This is a genomic window from Nesterenkonia aerolata, assembly GCF_031470965.1.
Classification (GTDB): domain Bacteria; phylum Actinomycetota; class Actinomycetes; order Actinomycetales; family Micrococcaceae; genus Nesterenkonia; species Nesterenkonia aerolata.
In genome coordinates, this window is sequence record NZ_JAVKGR010000026.1 from 1 (window position 1) to 14,591 (window position 14,591).

The window sequence follows — 14,591 nt, forward strand, 5'->3', positions numbered from 1 at the left end:
CCGTGAGCCTCGCGGCCTGACACCCCCAACTGTCACCTAAATGTGCGGCAGTCCCTCAGATACAACCGTTCACCGCTCTTATGTCAAGCCACTACACCCTGGTAGATGGTGAACTTAAGTTGGCCCTGTACCAGCAGACAGCACTCAGCTAATAACATTCTGCACGCCGTTCCGACTGCTCTCACCAAATACCATTTGCCGGTGATGCCAAACAGCGAGACGCTCTACCCCACCACCGAGGGCTGAACCGCCTTCCGAAAGTTTCCGACCCAGAACGGACAGGTCACCCTTCAAGAATCTGCCCGTTACCTCGTGAGTGCCCCTGATCGACACGGGCGCTGGTCGGCATCATCGCCGGGATCATCCTGCAGCAGTAGGTTGCCGGTTGCCCTCGCGGTCCGACACCCCAGTTGTCACCTCAACGTGGATCAGTCCCGCTCGTCGTACTGGTCCACCACCAGCCGGTCATCCCTCGTAGAACCTGGCGTCGAAGGTATCGAGTATCTGGTCGTAGGTCTCACCGTCGATCAACCCGTCATCCAGTGCTTTAGTCACGTCTCCCCACGCACCTGGGGGATCAATGGCAAGCCCATCAAAACCGTCCGTCTTTCCCCGCTTAGCGTAGGGCCAACGCAACAGCTCATCGATAAGTTGTTCGCGGTCGATGAATTCGACATGGTAGCGCTCACAGATTTCGTAAGGGCTTGCCCCGGAGAAGCCTTCTCGCGGCTCTTGGACCTGTTCCGCGGATCGCAGCGCTTTCGAGAGGGCTGGTTGTGAAATTCCTAGGTTATCGGCGACTGATCGTTGCGCATATCCCTCGCGCTGGACAACTGCACGAACTTTACGCAGTGCGCGCCGGTAGTCCAGGTCGTGGAGGTCACGTCGGCGACGAAGCTTCGCGGCGCGCTGAACCACTGCTCTGAAGTCCGTTCCTGGGCCCGGTACTGCAGTCACTCTGACCACCTCCTATAACTTAGGTTATCATCTGCTGTTTATCCCGGAGATCCCGGAGACAGCTTCGTCTCATGTGAGCTCCAAGCCGCAGCGTCGGGATGACGAATCAGCCCCCAACGGGGATGGCAGTGCGGCACTCCCGCTGCCACCCGATTCCTCGCCCTAAAACTGTGAACCGAAATCAATCCCTCCTGGGCGGTAGAGACCAATTGAGGAGCGCACGCCGACTGACTGATCGGCCTTATCGACCTTCGACCAGATGCACGCAGGATCACCGCACTCGCCGGTGCCCTCCTGTCCACACGCACCACATCATGAGCAAGCCATGAGGAAATTCGCCCTCCGAGCGAGGTCGTGATCAGGACCCCACGGCGAGTCAGTGCGGAAAAGGCACTGATCGAGTTCGGGAACCGTCACCACACGCCCTACCCCGAGTACCGCAGGCTTTGGAACGAATCGATGAGGAAAGCCACTGCGGCATCGATGGATGACATCGAGGCCGAGCTGTTCGATGGCCAGCAAGACATCGACGTTCGCAGTCTTTCTCGACGCGAACGTCCTGGCCAAGCCGGTCAACGCGCGCCCTCGTCATGATCGCCTTCCGTGCTAGTGGCTACGGCGTGACGTGGAGCGGCGACGTCGAATCCGAAGCAGCCGCTGCCTACGCTGTCTGCAGATTAGCGGAGCAGCTACCGATCTCGGCATCAGCCAGAGTGGCGAATCCCCTTCTTCAACCAGAAAATCAGCTCAGAGTTGATTAGCCCTGAGAAGCGCGATGAAGGACAGGCATGAGGATCGGTATCGCGCCCATCATTCCAGGTGCTGCTTCCACATCCACGCGACACCAGTGGGTTGACGACCCCATGGCACTCTAGCCCGGACCGCCGAGGACGAGTTCCAGGAAAGCAGCCGACGCGGGCGTGGGGTTAAAGGTGTGCCAGGTCAGGTATTCGCAACGTTCCGGGCCGTCGCTGACCAACCGGGCGGTCAGGTCCGTGGCTTCGATGACAGTTCCCGGTGGCAGCAGAGCGATAGCCAGTCCTTCGCGGACAAGATCGAGGATCAGGGCAGTGTCCATGGCCTCGAACGCCACCCTCCGGTGAAGCCCAGCGGCGGCAAAAGCAGTGTCACTCTGTGCTCGGCCTGACGTACCGGAGGGGAAGTCGGCGAACGTCTCACCGGCCAGTTCTTGCAAAGACAGCCGGGCTTGGTCCGCCAGTCGGTGATCCGCAGGCAGGACGGCGAGGAGATGCTCTCTGCTCAGCAGCCGGTGCTCAGTTCCTGGTGGCGGGGCACCTGCGGGCAGCCCGAGGAAGGCCACATCAGCGTCACCGTCGGCGACGGCACGAGTGAGTTCGTCACTGCTGGCCGTATACAGGGATACCGTCACCTCGGGATACTCACGACAGTACATCCCCAGGATCTCGGGGAGCTCAACCGCGGCCAATGTGGGGATGGCCCCGATCTTCAGATGCCCACACACCTGACCTCCAGCCGCAGCGGCATCCTGGGCGGCACGGTCTGCGGCCTTCAACGCAGCTCGTGCTGCCGGCAGAAAGGCGGCACCGGCTTCGGTGAGTTCGACCCGGCGGCTGGTCCGAGCGAAGAGTTTGACGCCGAGTTCCTGCTCCAGGCTCTTGATCTGCTGGCTCAGCGAGGATTGCACGACGAAGCACTGCTGCGCGGCACGGGTGAAACTCTTGGTCTCAGCCACGGCGAGTACATAGCGCATCTGCTGCCATTCCATCGATCTATCGTCTCAGGCGATCGCTGTAATGGAAACTATGTGTTGGACGGATAGATACTGTGCGTCGGATGCTGGCTGAGTGACCACGAGACCTGCTCCCAGCCCACGTTCCCACCGCAGTCCCGACTCTGGGACGAGCACATCAGGTTCCCTCCGCGGCCGCGTGGCACTGACTGTGCTGACGGCCTCCGCCCCGGCAGTCTGGGGCACCACGTACATCGTCACCACTGAACTGCTCCCGCCAGGCCATCCGCTCTTCGCCGCGCTGATGCGTGCCCTACCGGCGGGGCTGCTGGCGCTGCTGATCACCCGGCGGCTGCCACGCGGGAACTGGTGGGGCAAAGCCGCGGCGCTGGGCACCTTGAATATCGGGGCGTTCTTCCCACTGCTGTTCATCGCAGCCGAGCGGCTCCCCGGCGGGGTCGCCGCCACTCTGGGGGCCACGCAACCGATCATCGTGGCCTTCCTCGCCATGGGCGTGCTGGCCGAGCGGCTCTCGATCTGGCGGCTGAGCTGGGGTGTAGTCGGCGTGTTCGGTGTCGCCCTGGTGGTCCTCGGCCCTGAGGCAGCTTTGGACCCCATTGGCGTCGTCGCCGGACTCACCGGCGCAGCAGCGATGGGCCTAGGCGTCACGTTGACCAAACGATGGGGCCGCCCAGAAGGCGTCGGCGCACTCACGATGGCCGGATGGCAGCTCACCGCCGGCGGCCTCGTTCTCTTACTGCCCACTCTGCTCGTCGAAGGTCCACCCGAACATGTCAACGTCAGTGGGCTGCTGGGCTATCTGTGGCTGGGCGTCGTCGGCGGTCTGATTGCCTACACTCTCTGGTTTCACGGTCTGCGCAAGCTGCCGGTCACCGCGACCGCACTGCTGGGCCTGCTGTCCCCATTGGTCGCTGCGGGACTCGGGGCAATAGTTCTCGGCGAGACACTGACTGTGCCCCAGCTCGGCGGCTTCGGTCTCGCTCTGACTGCGATGCCTGCCGGGCAGATCACCCCTCCTCGACATTCGACGGAGTCGCCACCTTGAGCGCTCTGCCCCTGACCCACTGACCTGACCTATGACCTGGATCTTCCATCCCACAGAGAGGAACGTCATGCACCTGACAGTCATCGGAGCTACCGGCATGGTCGGCACCCGCCTGGTGGCGGAAGCACTGCACCGTGGTCACCACGTCACCGCAGCATCCCGGCACCCCACCCGATACGAATGCCCCGGAGCGAGATCCCTCCTCGTCGATACCTCGAGCGGAGAAGGACTCGATGCAGCAGTCGCCGAGACAGATGCCCTAATTCTGAGCGTTCGAACCAGCCCTGGCCAGGAGGATCGTCTGGCCCCCGACACTGCCCGTGTACTCGACGCAGCAGCCCGGGCAGATGTTCCGGTACTAGTGATCGGCGGAGCCGGACCGCTTCGGTCACCCACTGACCCCTCACGGCGTGTGGCCGATGACAAGACCTATGTCCCCAACGACTGGCGCCCTCTCGCATCCGCGAGCGCCGCGCAGCTCGACGCCTGCCGAGCCCACACTGGCGCACGGTGGACTTACCTCAGCCCACCGGCGATCCTTCAGCCAGGCGAACGCACCGGCACCTATCGGCGCGGCACTACCACGCTGCTGACTGCACAGGACGGAACCTCCCGGATCAGCGCAGAAGACCTCGCCGTCGCTGCCCTCGACGAAATCGAGCATCCCGGAGTGAATCAGCACATCACTGTCGCCGAGTCCTTGGACCCCGGCCTGGGCGCCTCCCCGCACATCGTCGGTGAGTGACCCGAGAATCACCGCCCTCAGCTGGCCGCGATGGACGTCTCATCGCATCGATTCCTTCGGCCCAACCTCCTCCAGGCGCCGCTGCGCCACCATCGGACACTCAACGAACCGATCAGCACACCCACGACGACGAGCCCAGCCCCAACCAGCTCACCGGGGCGCACCGTCTCCCCGAGGGCGAGCCACGCCGAGGTCATCCCGAAGACCGGGACGAGCAGGGAGAAGGGTGCCACCAGCCCAGCCGGATGCTTCGAGAGCAGCCACGTCCAGATTCCCGAACCCGCAACGACGGCGATCACCGCAGTGAACAGCAGCCCCAGCGTCGCCCCGATCCCCTCGGCGGTAAGGGCCGCAGCGAGGGCAGCACCGATGCGGTCTGCCCCTTCGGCACCCAGGCTCAGCAGCATCAGCGGCACCGGTGGGATAACCGTCATCCACAGCATCAGCCGGAAAGGCTCATGCGTATGTGTCAGCCTGCTGGAGATATTGCCGAGCGCCCATCCGAAACCCGCCGCCAGAGTCAGCAGGAACGGCAACACAGCCGCGTGCTCTGCTCGCTGCCAGCCCACCAGGGCCAGCCCGGCCATCGCCAGAGCAATGCCGAGCACCCGCCGTGCAGTCAGCCGCTCACGGAGGAAGACCACGCCGAGCAGCACAGTGAACGGCGCAGAGGCCTGCAGCACCAGAGAGGCCAGCCCCGCCGGCATGCCGATGGCCATACCCCAATACAGAAACGCGAACTGCAGCACACCAAACCCGAGGCCGTAGCCGATCAGCCACCGCCACGGCACCTGCGGAGGCCGCACAAACAGCAGTGTTGGCACAGCAACCAAGGCGAACCGCAGTGCCGCGAGGAACAGCGGCGGATAGATGCTCAGCGAAAGGTCAATAGCCACGAAGTTGATTCCCCACAGCGCAGCCACCATGACAGCGAGAGTGCTATGACGCAGGGGCATGACACCTATCGTCGCCACCCCTATATATGAGGTCAACTGAAAAGATATGAATAAATCCCGTAGGCTGACTTCATGGATGCACGCCATCTGCACCTGTTGCGTGAACTCGCCGACCGCGGCAGCGTCACCGCCGTGGCTGAAGCCACCCACCGCACCGCCTCGGCTGTCTCACAACAGCTGCGCACCGCACAGCGTGAGGCCGGGATGCGCCTGGTGGAACCCCAGGGCCGCGGGATACGCCTCACCGAAGCCGGGCAGCTGCTCGCCGCCGGCGGGGCAGAAGTCCAGGCCGCACTGGCAGCAGTACAGGCACGCTGGGACGCCTACCGCCACGAACCCGGCGGCCCGGTCAGCATCGCAGCCTTTCCCAGCGCCGCCACACTGCTCTTTCCGTCCCTACTCGAGACAGCGGAGAACGCCGGGATCGAACTTCGCCTGACCGACCTGGACCCGAGCGAAGCAGAGTTCGCCGGACTCACCGCCGACTTCGACATCGTCTTAGCACACAGCCTCAGCAGCCCCAGGCCGGTCGGCACCGAACACCTCACCGTGCGTGAGCTGATGACCGAACCGTTGGACATCGCGATGTCCGCCGGACACCCACTCGCCGCGCACTCGATCCTCAACTCCGACGATCTCGCCACCGCCCGGTGGATCTCCGTGCCGCAGGGCTACCCCTTCGACGCCGTGCTCACAGCACTGTCCGCCCAATTGGGACAACCGCTGCGCATCACCCAGCGAGTCCGCGATAATCGCCTCATCGAAACACTGGTCGCCTCCAGCGACCACCTCGCCATCCTGCCCCGGTTCACCACCACCGCTCACGCCGGCATCACCCTTCGCCCGTTGCCTCAGGTGCCCACACAGCGGCACCTCAGCGCCGTCATGCGCCCGGACCGGGCCGTCCGGCATGCCGTGCAGATCATGCTCCGCGGACTCGAGGAGACAGGAGAAGTTCACCCAGAATTCCACTAGTGAACTTAGTGACCGCTTCCAAAAGTTCACTAGTGATGTTTGACTGATAGTGCCTACATGCCGACTACGTGCACACCGGAAGAGACTCTGCCGAAGGAAGCGATCATGTCACCCACCCACCGAGCCCGCACCCTCGTTCTCCCCACCGCTCTGGCCCTCATGGCCGCCACATTCCACGCCCCCACCGCCTCCTCCACCGGCGGAGCCGAGCCCGTCGACACCGCGGAGCCCAACGGCGCAGTCGACGCCGCACCGGAAGACCAGGCCACCGACGAGGGCACGCACCGGCTCAGCGTGCTGACCCTGAACATGTGGTTCAGCGGAACCAAGGTCTCTGACGGACCCGCAGCCGCTGCTGCGGCGATCGAAGAGACCGGCGCCGACGTCGTCTTCCTCCAGGAGAGCAACCTCAGCACGTTGCGCATCGCCCGGGAACTGGGCTGGGAACACCACGGGCTGGCCCGCAGCGCCGCCGTGATCACCAAGTACCCGATCCTCGAGACCGACATCGTCGAGAACACCTGGACCAAAGCAGTCCTCGACGTCGAGGGCGTGGAGGTCGCCGCCTACAGCGGACATCTGGAGTACCGGTTCTACGCCAACTATCTGCCCCGCGGTTACGGCGCCGGCGCGGTCGGGTTGCAGTGGCCGCGGGACTGGCGTTCCTGGGATCTGCTGGAGGAACCGATCACCGATACCGATTCCCTGCTGGAGCTCAACGCGGCCTCCGGACGCCTCGGCGACGCCGCCGCCCTGGCCGCCGACGTCGCCGAGGAAGGCGAGAACGGCCGACTGGCCGTCATCGGCGGGGACTTCAACGAGGCCTCCGCTCAGGACTGGACCGAGGAGACCGCGGAGCTGTTCGACCGCCACGGCGCCGTTGTCCCGTGGCAGACCACCCAGACCCTGCTCGAGAGCGGACTCAGCGACGCCTACCGCGAGGCGCACCCCGATCCGGCCACTCACCCCGGTTTCACCTGGCCAGCGGCGAACCCGGTCCATGATCCGGCAGAGATCTCCTGGACCCACGAGGCTGATGAGCGCGACCGCATCGACTACGTCTTCTACTCCCCCGACGAGCGCTGGGACCTCGAGGAGGTCCGCGTGGTGGGGCCGCAGGACAGCGTCGTCGAAGGTCAGGCGGCCGCTGAGCAGGGCGAGGACGAGATCTTCACCCCGTCAGGCACCTGGCCCAGCGACCACAAAGCCGTCCAGGCGGAGTTCATGATCAGCACCGAACAGGCGCCAGACAGCGAGGGCACTGAGGGCGCCCAGGACGACGAAGAGGCCGGGGCGCACTGAACACCCCGGCCTCTGAACCGGTCACCCCGGGGCCCTGAGCCCCGGGGCCAAGCTGCTCCCGCCGCTCAGGCGTTGCCGTCGAACAGGGAGGTCACCGACCCGTCGGCGAAGACCTCCTTGATCGCCTTCGCCAGGATCGGAGCGATGGAGAGCACGGTGAGTGTGTCGAAGCGCTTCTCCTCCGGGATCGGCAGCGTGTTGGTCACCACCACCTCACGGGCGCCGCAGCCGGACAGCCGCTCCGCCGCCGGACCGGAGAACACCGGGTGGGTGGCGGCGATGATGACGTCCTTGGCACCGGCATCCTTGAGCACCTGCACCGCCCCGGTGATGGTACCCCCGGTGTCGATCATGTCGTCGATGAGCACACAGGTGCGTCCCTCGATCTCCCCGACGACCTGCTTGGCCACCGCCTTATTCGGCATGGTCAGATCCCGGGACTTGTGCACGAAGGCCAGCGGGGCACCGCCGAGCCGCTCAGCCCACTGCTCCGCCACCCGCACACGCCCGGTGTCCGGGGAGACCACGGTGATCTCGTCATCGGCGACCTGGCCGCGGATGTGGTCGGCCAGCAGCGGGATCGCAAAGAGATGGTCCACCGGCCCGTCGAAGAAGCCCTGGATCTGGGCGGTGTGCAGATCCACGCTCATGATCCGGTCCGCCCCCGCAGTCTGATACAGGTCAGCCACCAGACGCGCCGAGATCGGCTCCCGGCCGCGGCCCTTCTTGTCCTGGCGGGCGTAGGGGTAGAACGGGGAGACCACGGTGATCCGCTTGGCCGAGGCGCGCTTCATGGAGTCCACCATGATCAGCTGCTCCATCAGCCAGTTGTTCAGCGGGTAGGGATGAGACTGCAGCAGGAAGACGTCCTTGCCGCGCACAGACTCACCGGAGCGGAAGTACATCTCCCCGTTGGCGAAGTCATACGCGTTGATCGGCAGCAGCTCCGTGCCGAGCTCCTGAGCGATCTCCTCGGCCAGCTCAGGGTGCGCACGCCCTGAGGCCACCACCAGGGTCTTCTCGCCCTTGAGCCTGATCTCATCCATCCTGGTCCTGCCTCTCTGCGGTGTCCTGCACGGACCTGCGCACCGCTGCGGTACGCCGACGTCGGTCCGACCTCATCGGAGTCTACTCGCCTGAGCCACCGGCACGCCGCGCCGCCTCGGCGGCCGCGGAGTCCGGGCGCTTCTGCTCCACCCAGCCCTCCGCGTTGCGCTGCGGAGCCACGGACAGCCCCAGCGCCCCGGCGGGCACATCCTTACGGATCACCGCGCCCGCGCCGGTGTAGGCGCCATCGCCGACCTCCACCGGAGCGATGAACACGGTGTTCGACGCCGTGCGCACATGACTTCCGATGACGGTGCGGTGCTTACGTTCACCGTCATAGTTGGCGGTGATGTTTCCGCATCCGATGTTGCTGTACTCGCCGATCTCCGCATCACCGGCGTACCCCAGGTGGGAGAGCTTCGTCCCGCGGCCGATGGTGACGTTCTTCGTCTCGTAGAAGGCACCGATCTTGCCCTCCGGGCCCAGCTGAGTCCCCGGACGCAGGTAGGTGAACGGCCCGACGTTCGCACCGTCGCCGATCTGCGCACCGGAGCCGTGGGTACGTGCCACGGTAGCCCCCTCCCCCACGACGACGTCGGTGAGCGTGGTGTCCGGTCCGATGACGGCGTCCCGGCTGATGTGGGTGGCCCCGTGCAGCTGAGTGCCGGGCAGCACCGTGGTGTCCTCCTCCAATGTGACCGAGGCGTCGATCCACGTGCTCGCGGGGTCCACCACTGTGGTCCCGCCACGCATATGGGCCTCGACGATGCGCCGGTTGAGCTCCGCACCGAGAGCCTGCATCTGGACCCGATCATTCGCGCCCTCGACCTGCCATCCGTCCTCGGTGACGACGGCGGCCACCCGGCCGCCCTCAGCCCGTGCCAGGGACAGCACATCGGTCAGGTACTTCTCCCCCTGGGCGTTATCCGTGGTGACCTGGGCCAGCGCCCGGTTCAGCACGGCGGCGTCGAAGGCGTAGATCCCGGAGTTGATCTCTCGGATCGCCCGCTGCTCAGCGGTGGCGTCCTTGAACTCGACGATCCCGGTCACTGAGCCGTCCTCGGCGCGGAGCACCCGGCCGTAGGCGGCTGCGTCGTCGAGCACTGTGGTCAGCACGGTGACGGCGTTGGCCTCCTGCTCGTGGGTGCGCACCAGCTCGGCCAGCAGTTCAGTGCTCAGCAGCGGCACATCACCGTAGGTGACCACCACTGTCCCGGACTCCGGTGCTGCGCCGTCGGCGGCCAGGGCCTCCAGCCCGCATTCCACGGCCCGTCCGGTGCCGGGGATCTCGTCCTGATCGGCGAGGATGACCTCCTCATCGAGACCGGTGATATGCGCGGCGACCTTCTCCCGCTGATGACGCACCACGGCCACCAGATGCTCCGGCGCCAGCCCTTTGGCGGCGGCGAGCGCATGCCCGATCAATGACAGCCCGCCGATGGGATGCAAGATCTTCGGAGTGCGGGACTTCATCCGGGTGCCCGCTCCGGCTGCGAGTACGATCACGGCGGCGGGGCCGGAAGGCTGTGCGGGCTCTGCGGGGCTCTCGTGGTGGGTCACGGGCTCGTTGCTCCTGGAGGAGGGGATGTCGGTCGCCCCAATCCTAACGGGGTGCTGACCTGAACCGGGCGAAGGGGCGCAGGATGAGCGTCGTGATCGTCTCGCTGTAGGCACGGATGCCGCGGTCGAACACCCGCAGCGAGAACACGGCGGTGATCGCTGCGGCCAGGCCCACGCAGATGACGAGCATCACCGCTGCGGGGAAGGTGTCCAGGCTGTCGTGCAGCACCAGGTTGAGCAGGCGGATCGCGAACCCGTGGAGCAGGTAGATCGCTAAGGACCGGCGGCCGATGGTGGCCAGGTATCCTTCACGCCCGGAGATCCAGCTCAGCAGCGCGAGTGTGCTCAGTGCGGCACTGAGCCCGATCACCGTGCGCATACCGAGACCTTCGGCGACGCTGACATCGAGCCAGTCGAATCCGCGCACCCCGTAGAACCAGAGCTTGTCGACGTCGAAGGCGTAGAACACGGCGATGGGCACGGCCGCGGCGGCGCTGAGACCCAGGCGCTGCGTGGTCGGGCGGGCGCCCGCCCACGCCAGGATCCTGGTGCCGTAGACCTTCCCGATGACGAAGAACGGCCAGAAGGACAGGGTGCGGGCGATGGCCAGTTCGTAGTCGTAGACGGGGATGAGTCCGCCGAGCAGGGCGGCGGCGATGGAGACGCCCACCATCACCCGCGGTGCCCGTTCGATCAGCGGAACACTGAGCATCCACCAGACCATGGCCAGCAGGAACCAGGTGACCCAGTAGGGCACAAGGAAGTCGAAGTCCGGTTCGAGCCCGAGGAAGTCCATCCACCAGTAGTAGAGCGGCAGAGCGGTGAGCAGCAGCACCAGCAGCACGCCGATGCGATCGGCCAGGCGCTGGGACTTCGCCGTCACACCGGCGAGGAAGACGAACGCGGGCATGTGGAAGGAATAGATGACGGTCTGCAGCACGCGCAGTGTGTCGGACTCCCACGGAGAGACCGCGGCCATGACGTGACCCAGGACGACGAGGAAGATCAGTACGCCCTTGGCCCGGTCCAGTCGATGATCCCGTGATTGCACGCCGGGCACCTTAGCGGGCTTCGATCATGCCGTGCTGAATGCTGCCTGAATGCTCTCTGGGAAATCGGCGTCGGCCGCGTGCTGCCCTGCGGTGGTCACCCTTTGGGGTGTATCGGCGGTGGCCGCACCGCGGCTGTACTGGATGGGTTGCTCAGCGGCGGACCAGTCTGTGCCGCTGACCAGGGCGTACCCGTACCGGACCAGGAGAGGATGTGCACCTATGAGGATCATGACAGCTGCTCATGATCGTCTCTATGCCCAGCACATCGTGGGTCTGGTCGACGGCGAGGACGGCGTCCAGACCACGGCCGCGCATCACTGGCGCCGCCGGGCCGAGGTGTCCGGTGACGATTTCGATCTTTACCACCTGCACCTGGGCACCCAGAGGCTCGACGTCGCGCAGCTGCGACATCAGGTGACTGCGCTGCGGGCACGCGGCATTCCGCTGGTGGTGACCGCCCATCAGCTGCGGAATCTGCACCAGGAGGGGCCCGACGCCCTCGAAGAGGCCCTGGACCTCGCCCTGCCGGCCGCGGCGCGGGTGATCACTCTGACTGCCGGGGCGGCTGCGCAGATCTATGAGCGCTGGGGCGTCCGGGCCTCGGTGATCCCTCACCCTCATGTGCTGCCGTTGGATGAGCTGGAGCAGCCGCGCACTCAACGCTCGCGCCCCACCGTGGGCGTGGTCTTAGGTGACACCCCCGCTTCTCTGTACCCGGTTTCTCTGGACCCGATGCCGGTGCTGGAGGTGTTGCGCGAGGCCACCGCGGCACGCGGCATGGAACTGGTGACCGGCTTCGACCGCCAGACGGTGGCCCGGCCCGCAGCGGATCAGCCGTCCTCTGCGGGTGCGCCCGCCGTGGCGGGGTCGCAGGTCGGGCAGGATTGGAACCGCTGGCGGCAGCTGGATCTGTGCGTGCTGCCCTACCGCTTCGGCACGCATTGCCGCTGGGTGGAGGCCTGCCATGACCTGGGCACCCGGGTGCTGACACCGCGGCTGGGGTTCTTCGACCAGCAGCGCCCCGGCGTGCTCAGCTATCACCGGTGGCCCGACGGCAGCCCGCAGGCGGGGGATATCGAGACTGCTTTGGACCATGTGCTCGATGAGCTGCACGCCGGCCACCGGTGGCAGGCCACGCGCCTGCACCGTACGGCACAGCGCCAGCGCATCGCCTCGGCCCATGAGCAGCTCTACCGTGAGGTGCTCGGCAGCTGAACCGCCTGAGGCGCCGGCTCACTCATCCGGCGTATCCTAAGCCGCATGACCGTGACCTCCGGGCGTTCTGTGATCACCCTCGCCGTCGTCAACGACCATCCCATCGTGGTGGAGGGCATTGCCCGCACCGTCGAGCGTGATGGGCGGCTGGCCGTCATCGAGACCGATACCGACGATGGGCCGAGTGAGCCCGCCGACCTGGTGCTCTACGATGCCTTCGCCGCGGGGACACGTCAGCTCGATGATGTGAGCGCACTGGCGGAGAATCCGGCGGTGGGGAAGGTGGTCGTCTTCACCTGGAACCTCTCCGCCGAGCAGATCGAGCAGGTCATCTCCCGGGGTGCGCACAGCTGTGTGCCGAAGGAACTCACCCCGGAAGAGCTCGCTGAGACCCTGGTGCGGATCCACCGCAGCGAGAAGATCAGGAACCCGCGTTCCCCCGGCGAAGACCGGGCCGTGATCTCGGCAGGTGAAGACCGTGCGATGGTGGACTGGCCCGGCCGTGTCCACGGGCTCTCTGCGCGTGAGTCGGAGGTCGTCGCGCTGATCACTCAGGGGTTCACCAATGAGGAGATCGCGCGCGGCTGCTTCCTGAGCATCAACTCAGTGAAGACGTATATCCGATCCGCCTACCGGAAGATGGGGGTGGACCGGCGCAGCCAGGCGGTGCTGTGGGGGCTGCGGCACGGGATGCACCCGCACCGCAGCCCCATGACGTAGCATCAGGCGGCCGGCAACCTCAGCTCAGCGGCCGCGCGGGACCACCAGCACCGGGGCCACGCTGCGGCTGAGCAGTGTGCGGCTGACCGAGCCCAGCAGCAGACCGCGGAATCCCCCACGGCCACGAGTACCGACGACGACCAGCGCGGCGGTGCGCGAGGCTTCTGCGAGCACATCGCCGGCGGAGCCGTCGAAGATCTGCCACTGCACCAGCAGCCCCGGGTGTTCCTCGGCGATCTGCCCGGCGAGCTCCGTCAGGTACCTCGGGGCGGTGCGATGCTGCCACGGGTCTTCTTCCCCGACCTCCGGGTACCAGTTCAGGTGGGTGCGCAACGGTTCGGCGCAGACCAGCGTCAGTGTCCGGCCCAGGACGACGGCGTACTGCGCGGCCAGCAGTGCGGAGTCCGCGGAGGCGCTGTCCTCGGCGTCGATGCCGACGACGACCTCCTGATCGAAGTTCATCTCCTCAGCGATGTTCTCGATGCGCCGCCGCCGCTGGCCGGTCCCCTCGCTGCGGGCAACCAGCGCGGCGGGTCCGGGCTCCTCCGCCTCCAAGGCGGGACGCTCCTGGGCCGGGGCGAAGATCTCGGCGGCTTCTTCTGCCGCCCAGTGCTGCGGGACCACCAGTGTGGGACAGTGCCCGTGGGCGGCCAACGCCCCTGAGACAGTGCCGAGGAAGCGGCCCGCGAACCGGTTTCGGCCTCGTTTGCCCACAACGGAGAGCACTGCGCTGCGACTCTCGTGGACCAGACGCCGGCTGATGCTGTCCTCCACCACCCGGGAGGCCACCGGAACACCAGCCTGCTCTGCGCGGACGGTCAGCTTGGCCAGAAAGTCCTGGGCTTCTTCGACGATCTCGCGGCGGTAGCGCTCATAGGCAAGCCCGGCGCCGTAGGGGTAACCCTCATAGGGCACTTCATAGACCCAGATCAGCCGCATCCTCCAGGAGCGTGCAGCGGCGATGGCCAGGGCGAGGTCAAAGGCCTGCTCGCTGTGCTGCGAGCCGTCGATCCCGACCATGATGTGTGCAGAGCTGTGCTCTGAGATGTGGGCTGTGGCCGTGTCAGACATGATTCCCCCTGAAGTGACGAACCCCGTTGTTCGTCCTTCCACGATACCCAGGCCGGGCCGTCGGGGTCAGCCCGCTCAGGTTCTGGTGGGGGCATGCCCGCGGCAGAGAGTTCCGCCCATAGTGTCTGGTTGCACGACATCGTTCACACCTGTCCCCCGGACATCGTTCACACGATGTCCCACGACATCCCGCACACCATGTGTCACGTCATCG

At 66.0% G+C, this 14,591-nt stretch carries 13 protein-coding genes; 6 read left to right on the forward strand and 7 right to left on the reverse strand.

Annotation, left to right across the window (positions count from 1 at the left end):
- Window positions 1-465: 465 nt before the first annotated feature.
- Window positions 466-957 carry a hypothetical protein gene (locus RIL96_RS12565; RefSeq protein WP_310549369.1) on the reverse strand — a complete coding sequence of 164 codons (492 nt, stop codon included), beginning with the start codon at window positions 955-957 and terminating at the stop codon, window positions 466-468.
- Window positions 958-1,828: 871 nt separating this feature from the next.
- Window positions 1,829-2,704, reverse strand: a complete 876-nt coding sequence (locus RIL96_RS12570) for a LysR family transcriptional regulator (protein ID WP_310549370.1) — start codon at window positions 2,702-2,704, stop codon at window positions 1,829-1,831.
- A gap of 163 nt (window positions 2,705-2,867) precedes the next feature.
- Between RIL96_RS12570 and RIL96_RS12575 the strand changes: the two genes are divergently transcribed.
- Window positions 2,868-3,734, forward strand: a complete 867-nt coding sequence (locus RIL96_RS12575; RefSeq protein ID WP_310549372.1) for an EamA family transporter — start codon at window positions 2,868-2,870, stop codon at window positions 3,732-3,734.
- 67 nt (window positions 3,735-3,801) lie between these two features.
- Entirely contained in the window at window positions 3,802-4,479 is a 678-nt protein-coding gene (locus RIL96_RS12580) for an NAD(P)-dependent oxidoreductase (protein WP_310549373.1), read from the forward strand.
- 17 nt (window positions 4,480-4,496) lie between these two features.
- Here the strand turns inward: RIL96_RS12580 and RIL96_RS12585 are convergent, their stop codons facing one another.
- Entirely contained in the window at window positions 4,497-5,435 is a 939-nt protein-coding gene (locus RIL96_RS12585) for an EamA family transporter (RefSeq protein ID WP_310549374.1), read from the reverse strand.
- 72 nt (window positions 5,436-5,507) lie between these two features.
- On the opposite strand from RIL96_RS12585, the gene RIL96_RS12590 reads away from it, so the two are divergent.
- Together RIL96_RS12590 and RIL96_RS12595 are read left to right on the forward strand one after the other, a co-directional pair.
- A complete protein-coding gene (locus RIL96_RS12590; RefSeq protein ID WP_310549375.1) occupies window positions 5,508-6,410 on the forward strand; it encodes a LysR family transcriptional regulator in 903 nt (300 codons plus the stop codon).
- A 105-nt stretch (window positions 6,411-6,515) separates the two neighbouring features.
- The gene (locus tag RIL96_RS12595) at window positions 6,516-7,712 is read left to right on the forward strand and encodes an endonuclease/exonuclease/phosphatase family protein (protein ID WP_310549376.1); all 1,197 of its coding nucleotides are present in this window, start codon (window positions 6,516-6,518) and stop codon (window positions 7,710-7,712) included.
- 65 nt (window positions 7,713-7,777) lie between these two features.
- On the opposite strand, the gene RIL96_RS12600 is transcribed toward RIL96_RS12595, so the two are convergent.
- The 3 genes from RIL96_RS12600 to RIL96_RS12610 all read right to left on the reverse strand — a co-directional run bounded on the left by RIL96_RS12600 (window position 7,778) and on the right by RIL96_RS12610 (window position 11,370).
- Complete coding sequence (locus RIL96_RS12600; protein WP_310549377.1) at window positions 7,778-8,758, reverse strand: ribose-phosphate diphosphokinase; 981 nt, start codon at window positions 8,756-8,758, stop codon at window positions 7,778-7,780.
- Between the two features lie 82 nt (window positions 8,759-8,840).
- Window positions 8,841-10,319 (reverse strand): bifunctional UDP-N-acetylglucosamine diphosphorylase/glucosamine-1-phosphate N-acetyltransferase GlmU, encoded by a 1,479-nt coding sequence (gene glmU, locus RIL96_RS12605; RefSeq protein ID WP_310549378.1) that lies wholly within the window; start codon window positions 10,317-10,319, stop codon window positions 8,841-8,843.
- A 43-nt stretch (window positions 10,320-10,362) separates the two neighbouring features.
- Window positions 10,363-11,370, reverse strand: coding sequence for an acyltransferase family protein (locus tag RIL96_RS12610; protein ID WP_310549379.1), 1,008 nt, complete (start codon window positions 11,368-11,370; stop codon window positions 10,363-10,365).
- Between the two features lie 229 nt (window positions 11,371-11,599).
- Here RIL96_RS12610 and RIL96_RS12615 point away from each other — a divergent pair, with 229 nt between their 5' ends.
- Together RIL96_RS12615 and RIL96_RS12620 are read left to right on the forward strand one after the other, a co-directional pair.
- Window positions 11,600-12,586 carry a glycosyltransferase gene (locus tag RIL96_RS12615; protein ID WP_310549380.1) on the forward strand — a complete coding sequence of 329 codons (987 nt, stop codon included), beginning with the start codon at window positions 11,600-11,602 and terminating at the stop codon, window positions 12,584-12,586.
- 45 nt (window positions 12,587-12,631) lie between these two features.
- A complete protein-coding gene (locus RIL96_RS12620) occupies window positions 12,632-13,306 on the forward strand; it encodes a LuxR C-terminal-related transcriptional regulator (RefSeq protein WP_310549381.1) in 675 nt (224 codons plus the stop codon).
- A 24-nt stretch (window positions 13,307-13,330) separates the two neighbouring features.
- Here the strand turns inward: RIL96_RS12620 and RIL96_RS12625 are convergent, their stop codons facing one another.
- Window positions 13,331-14,377, reverse strand: a complete 1,047-nt coding sequence (locus tag RIL96_RS12625) for a universal stress protein (RefSeq protein WP_310549382.1) — start codon at window positions 14,375-14,377, stop codon at window positions 13,331-13,333.
- Window positions 14,378-14,591: the final 214 nt, after the last annotated feature.

Coding starts and splice junctions, on each gene's coding strand:
- RIL96_RS12570 (WP_310549370.1), bottom strand. CDS start 2,704: ATGGAATGGCAGCAGATGCGCTATGTACTCGCCGTGGCTGAGACCAAG.
- RIL96_RS12580 (WP_310549373.1), top strand. CDS start 3,802: ATGCACCTGACAGTCATCGGAGCTACCGGCATGGTCGGCACCCGCCTG.
- RIL96_RS12585 (WP_310549374.1), bottom strand. CDS start 5,435: ATGCCCCTGCGTCATAGCACTCTCGCTGTCATGGTGGCTGCGCTGTGG.
- RIL96_RS12590 (WP_310549375.1), top strand. CDS start 5,508: ATGGATGCACGCCATCTGCACCTGTTGCGTGAACTCGCCGACCGCGGC.
- RIL96_RS12595 (WP_310549376.1), top strand. CDS start 6,516: ATGTCACCCACCCACCGAGCCCGCACCCTCGTTCTCCCCACCGCTCTG.
- RIL96_RS12600 (WP_310549377.1), bottom strand. CDS start 8,758: ATGGATGAGATCAGGCTCAAGGGCGAGAAGACCCTGGTGGTGGCCTCA.
- RIL96_RS12615 (WP_310549380.1), top strand. CDS start 11,600: ATGACAGCTGCTCATGATCGTCTCTATGCCCAGCACATCGTGGGTCTG.
- RIL96_RS12620 (WP_310549381.1), top strand. CDS start 12,632: ATGACCGTGACCTCCGGGCGTTCTGTGATCACCCTCGCCGTCGTCAAC.
- RIL96_RS12625 (WP_310549382.1), bottom strand. CDS start 14,377: ATGTCTGACACGGCCACAGCCCACATCTCAGAGCACAGCTCTGCACAC.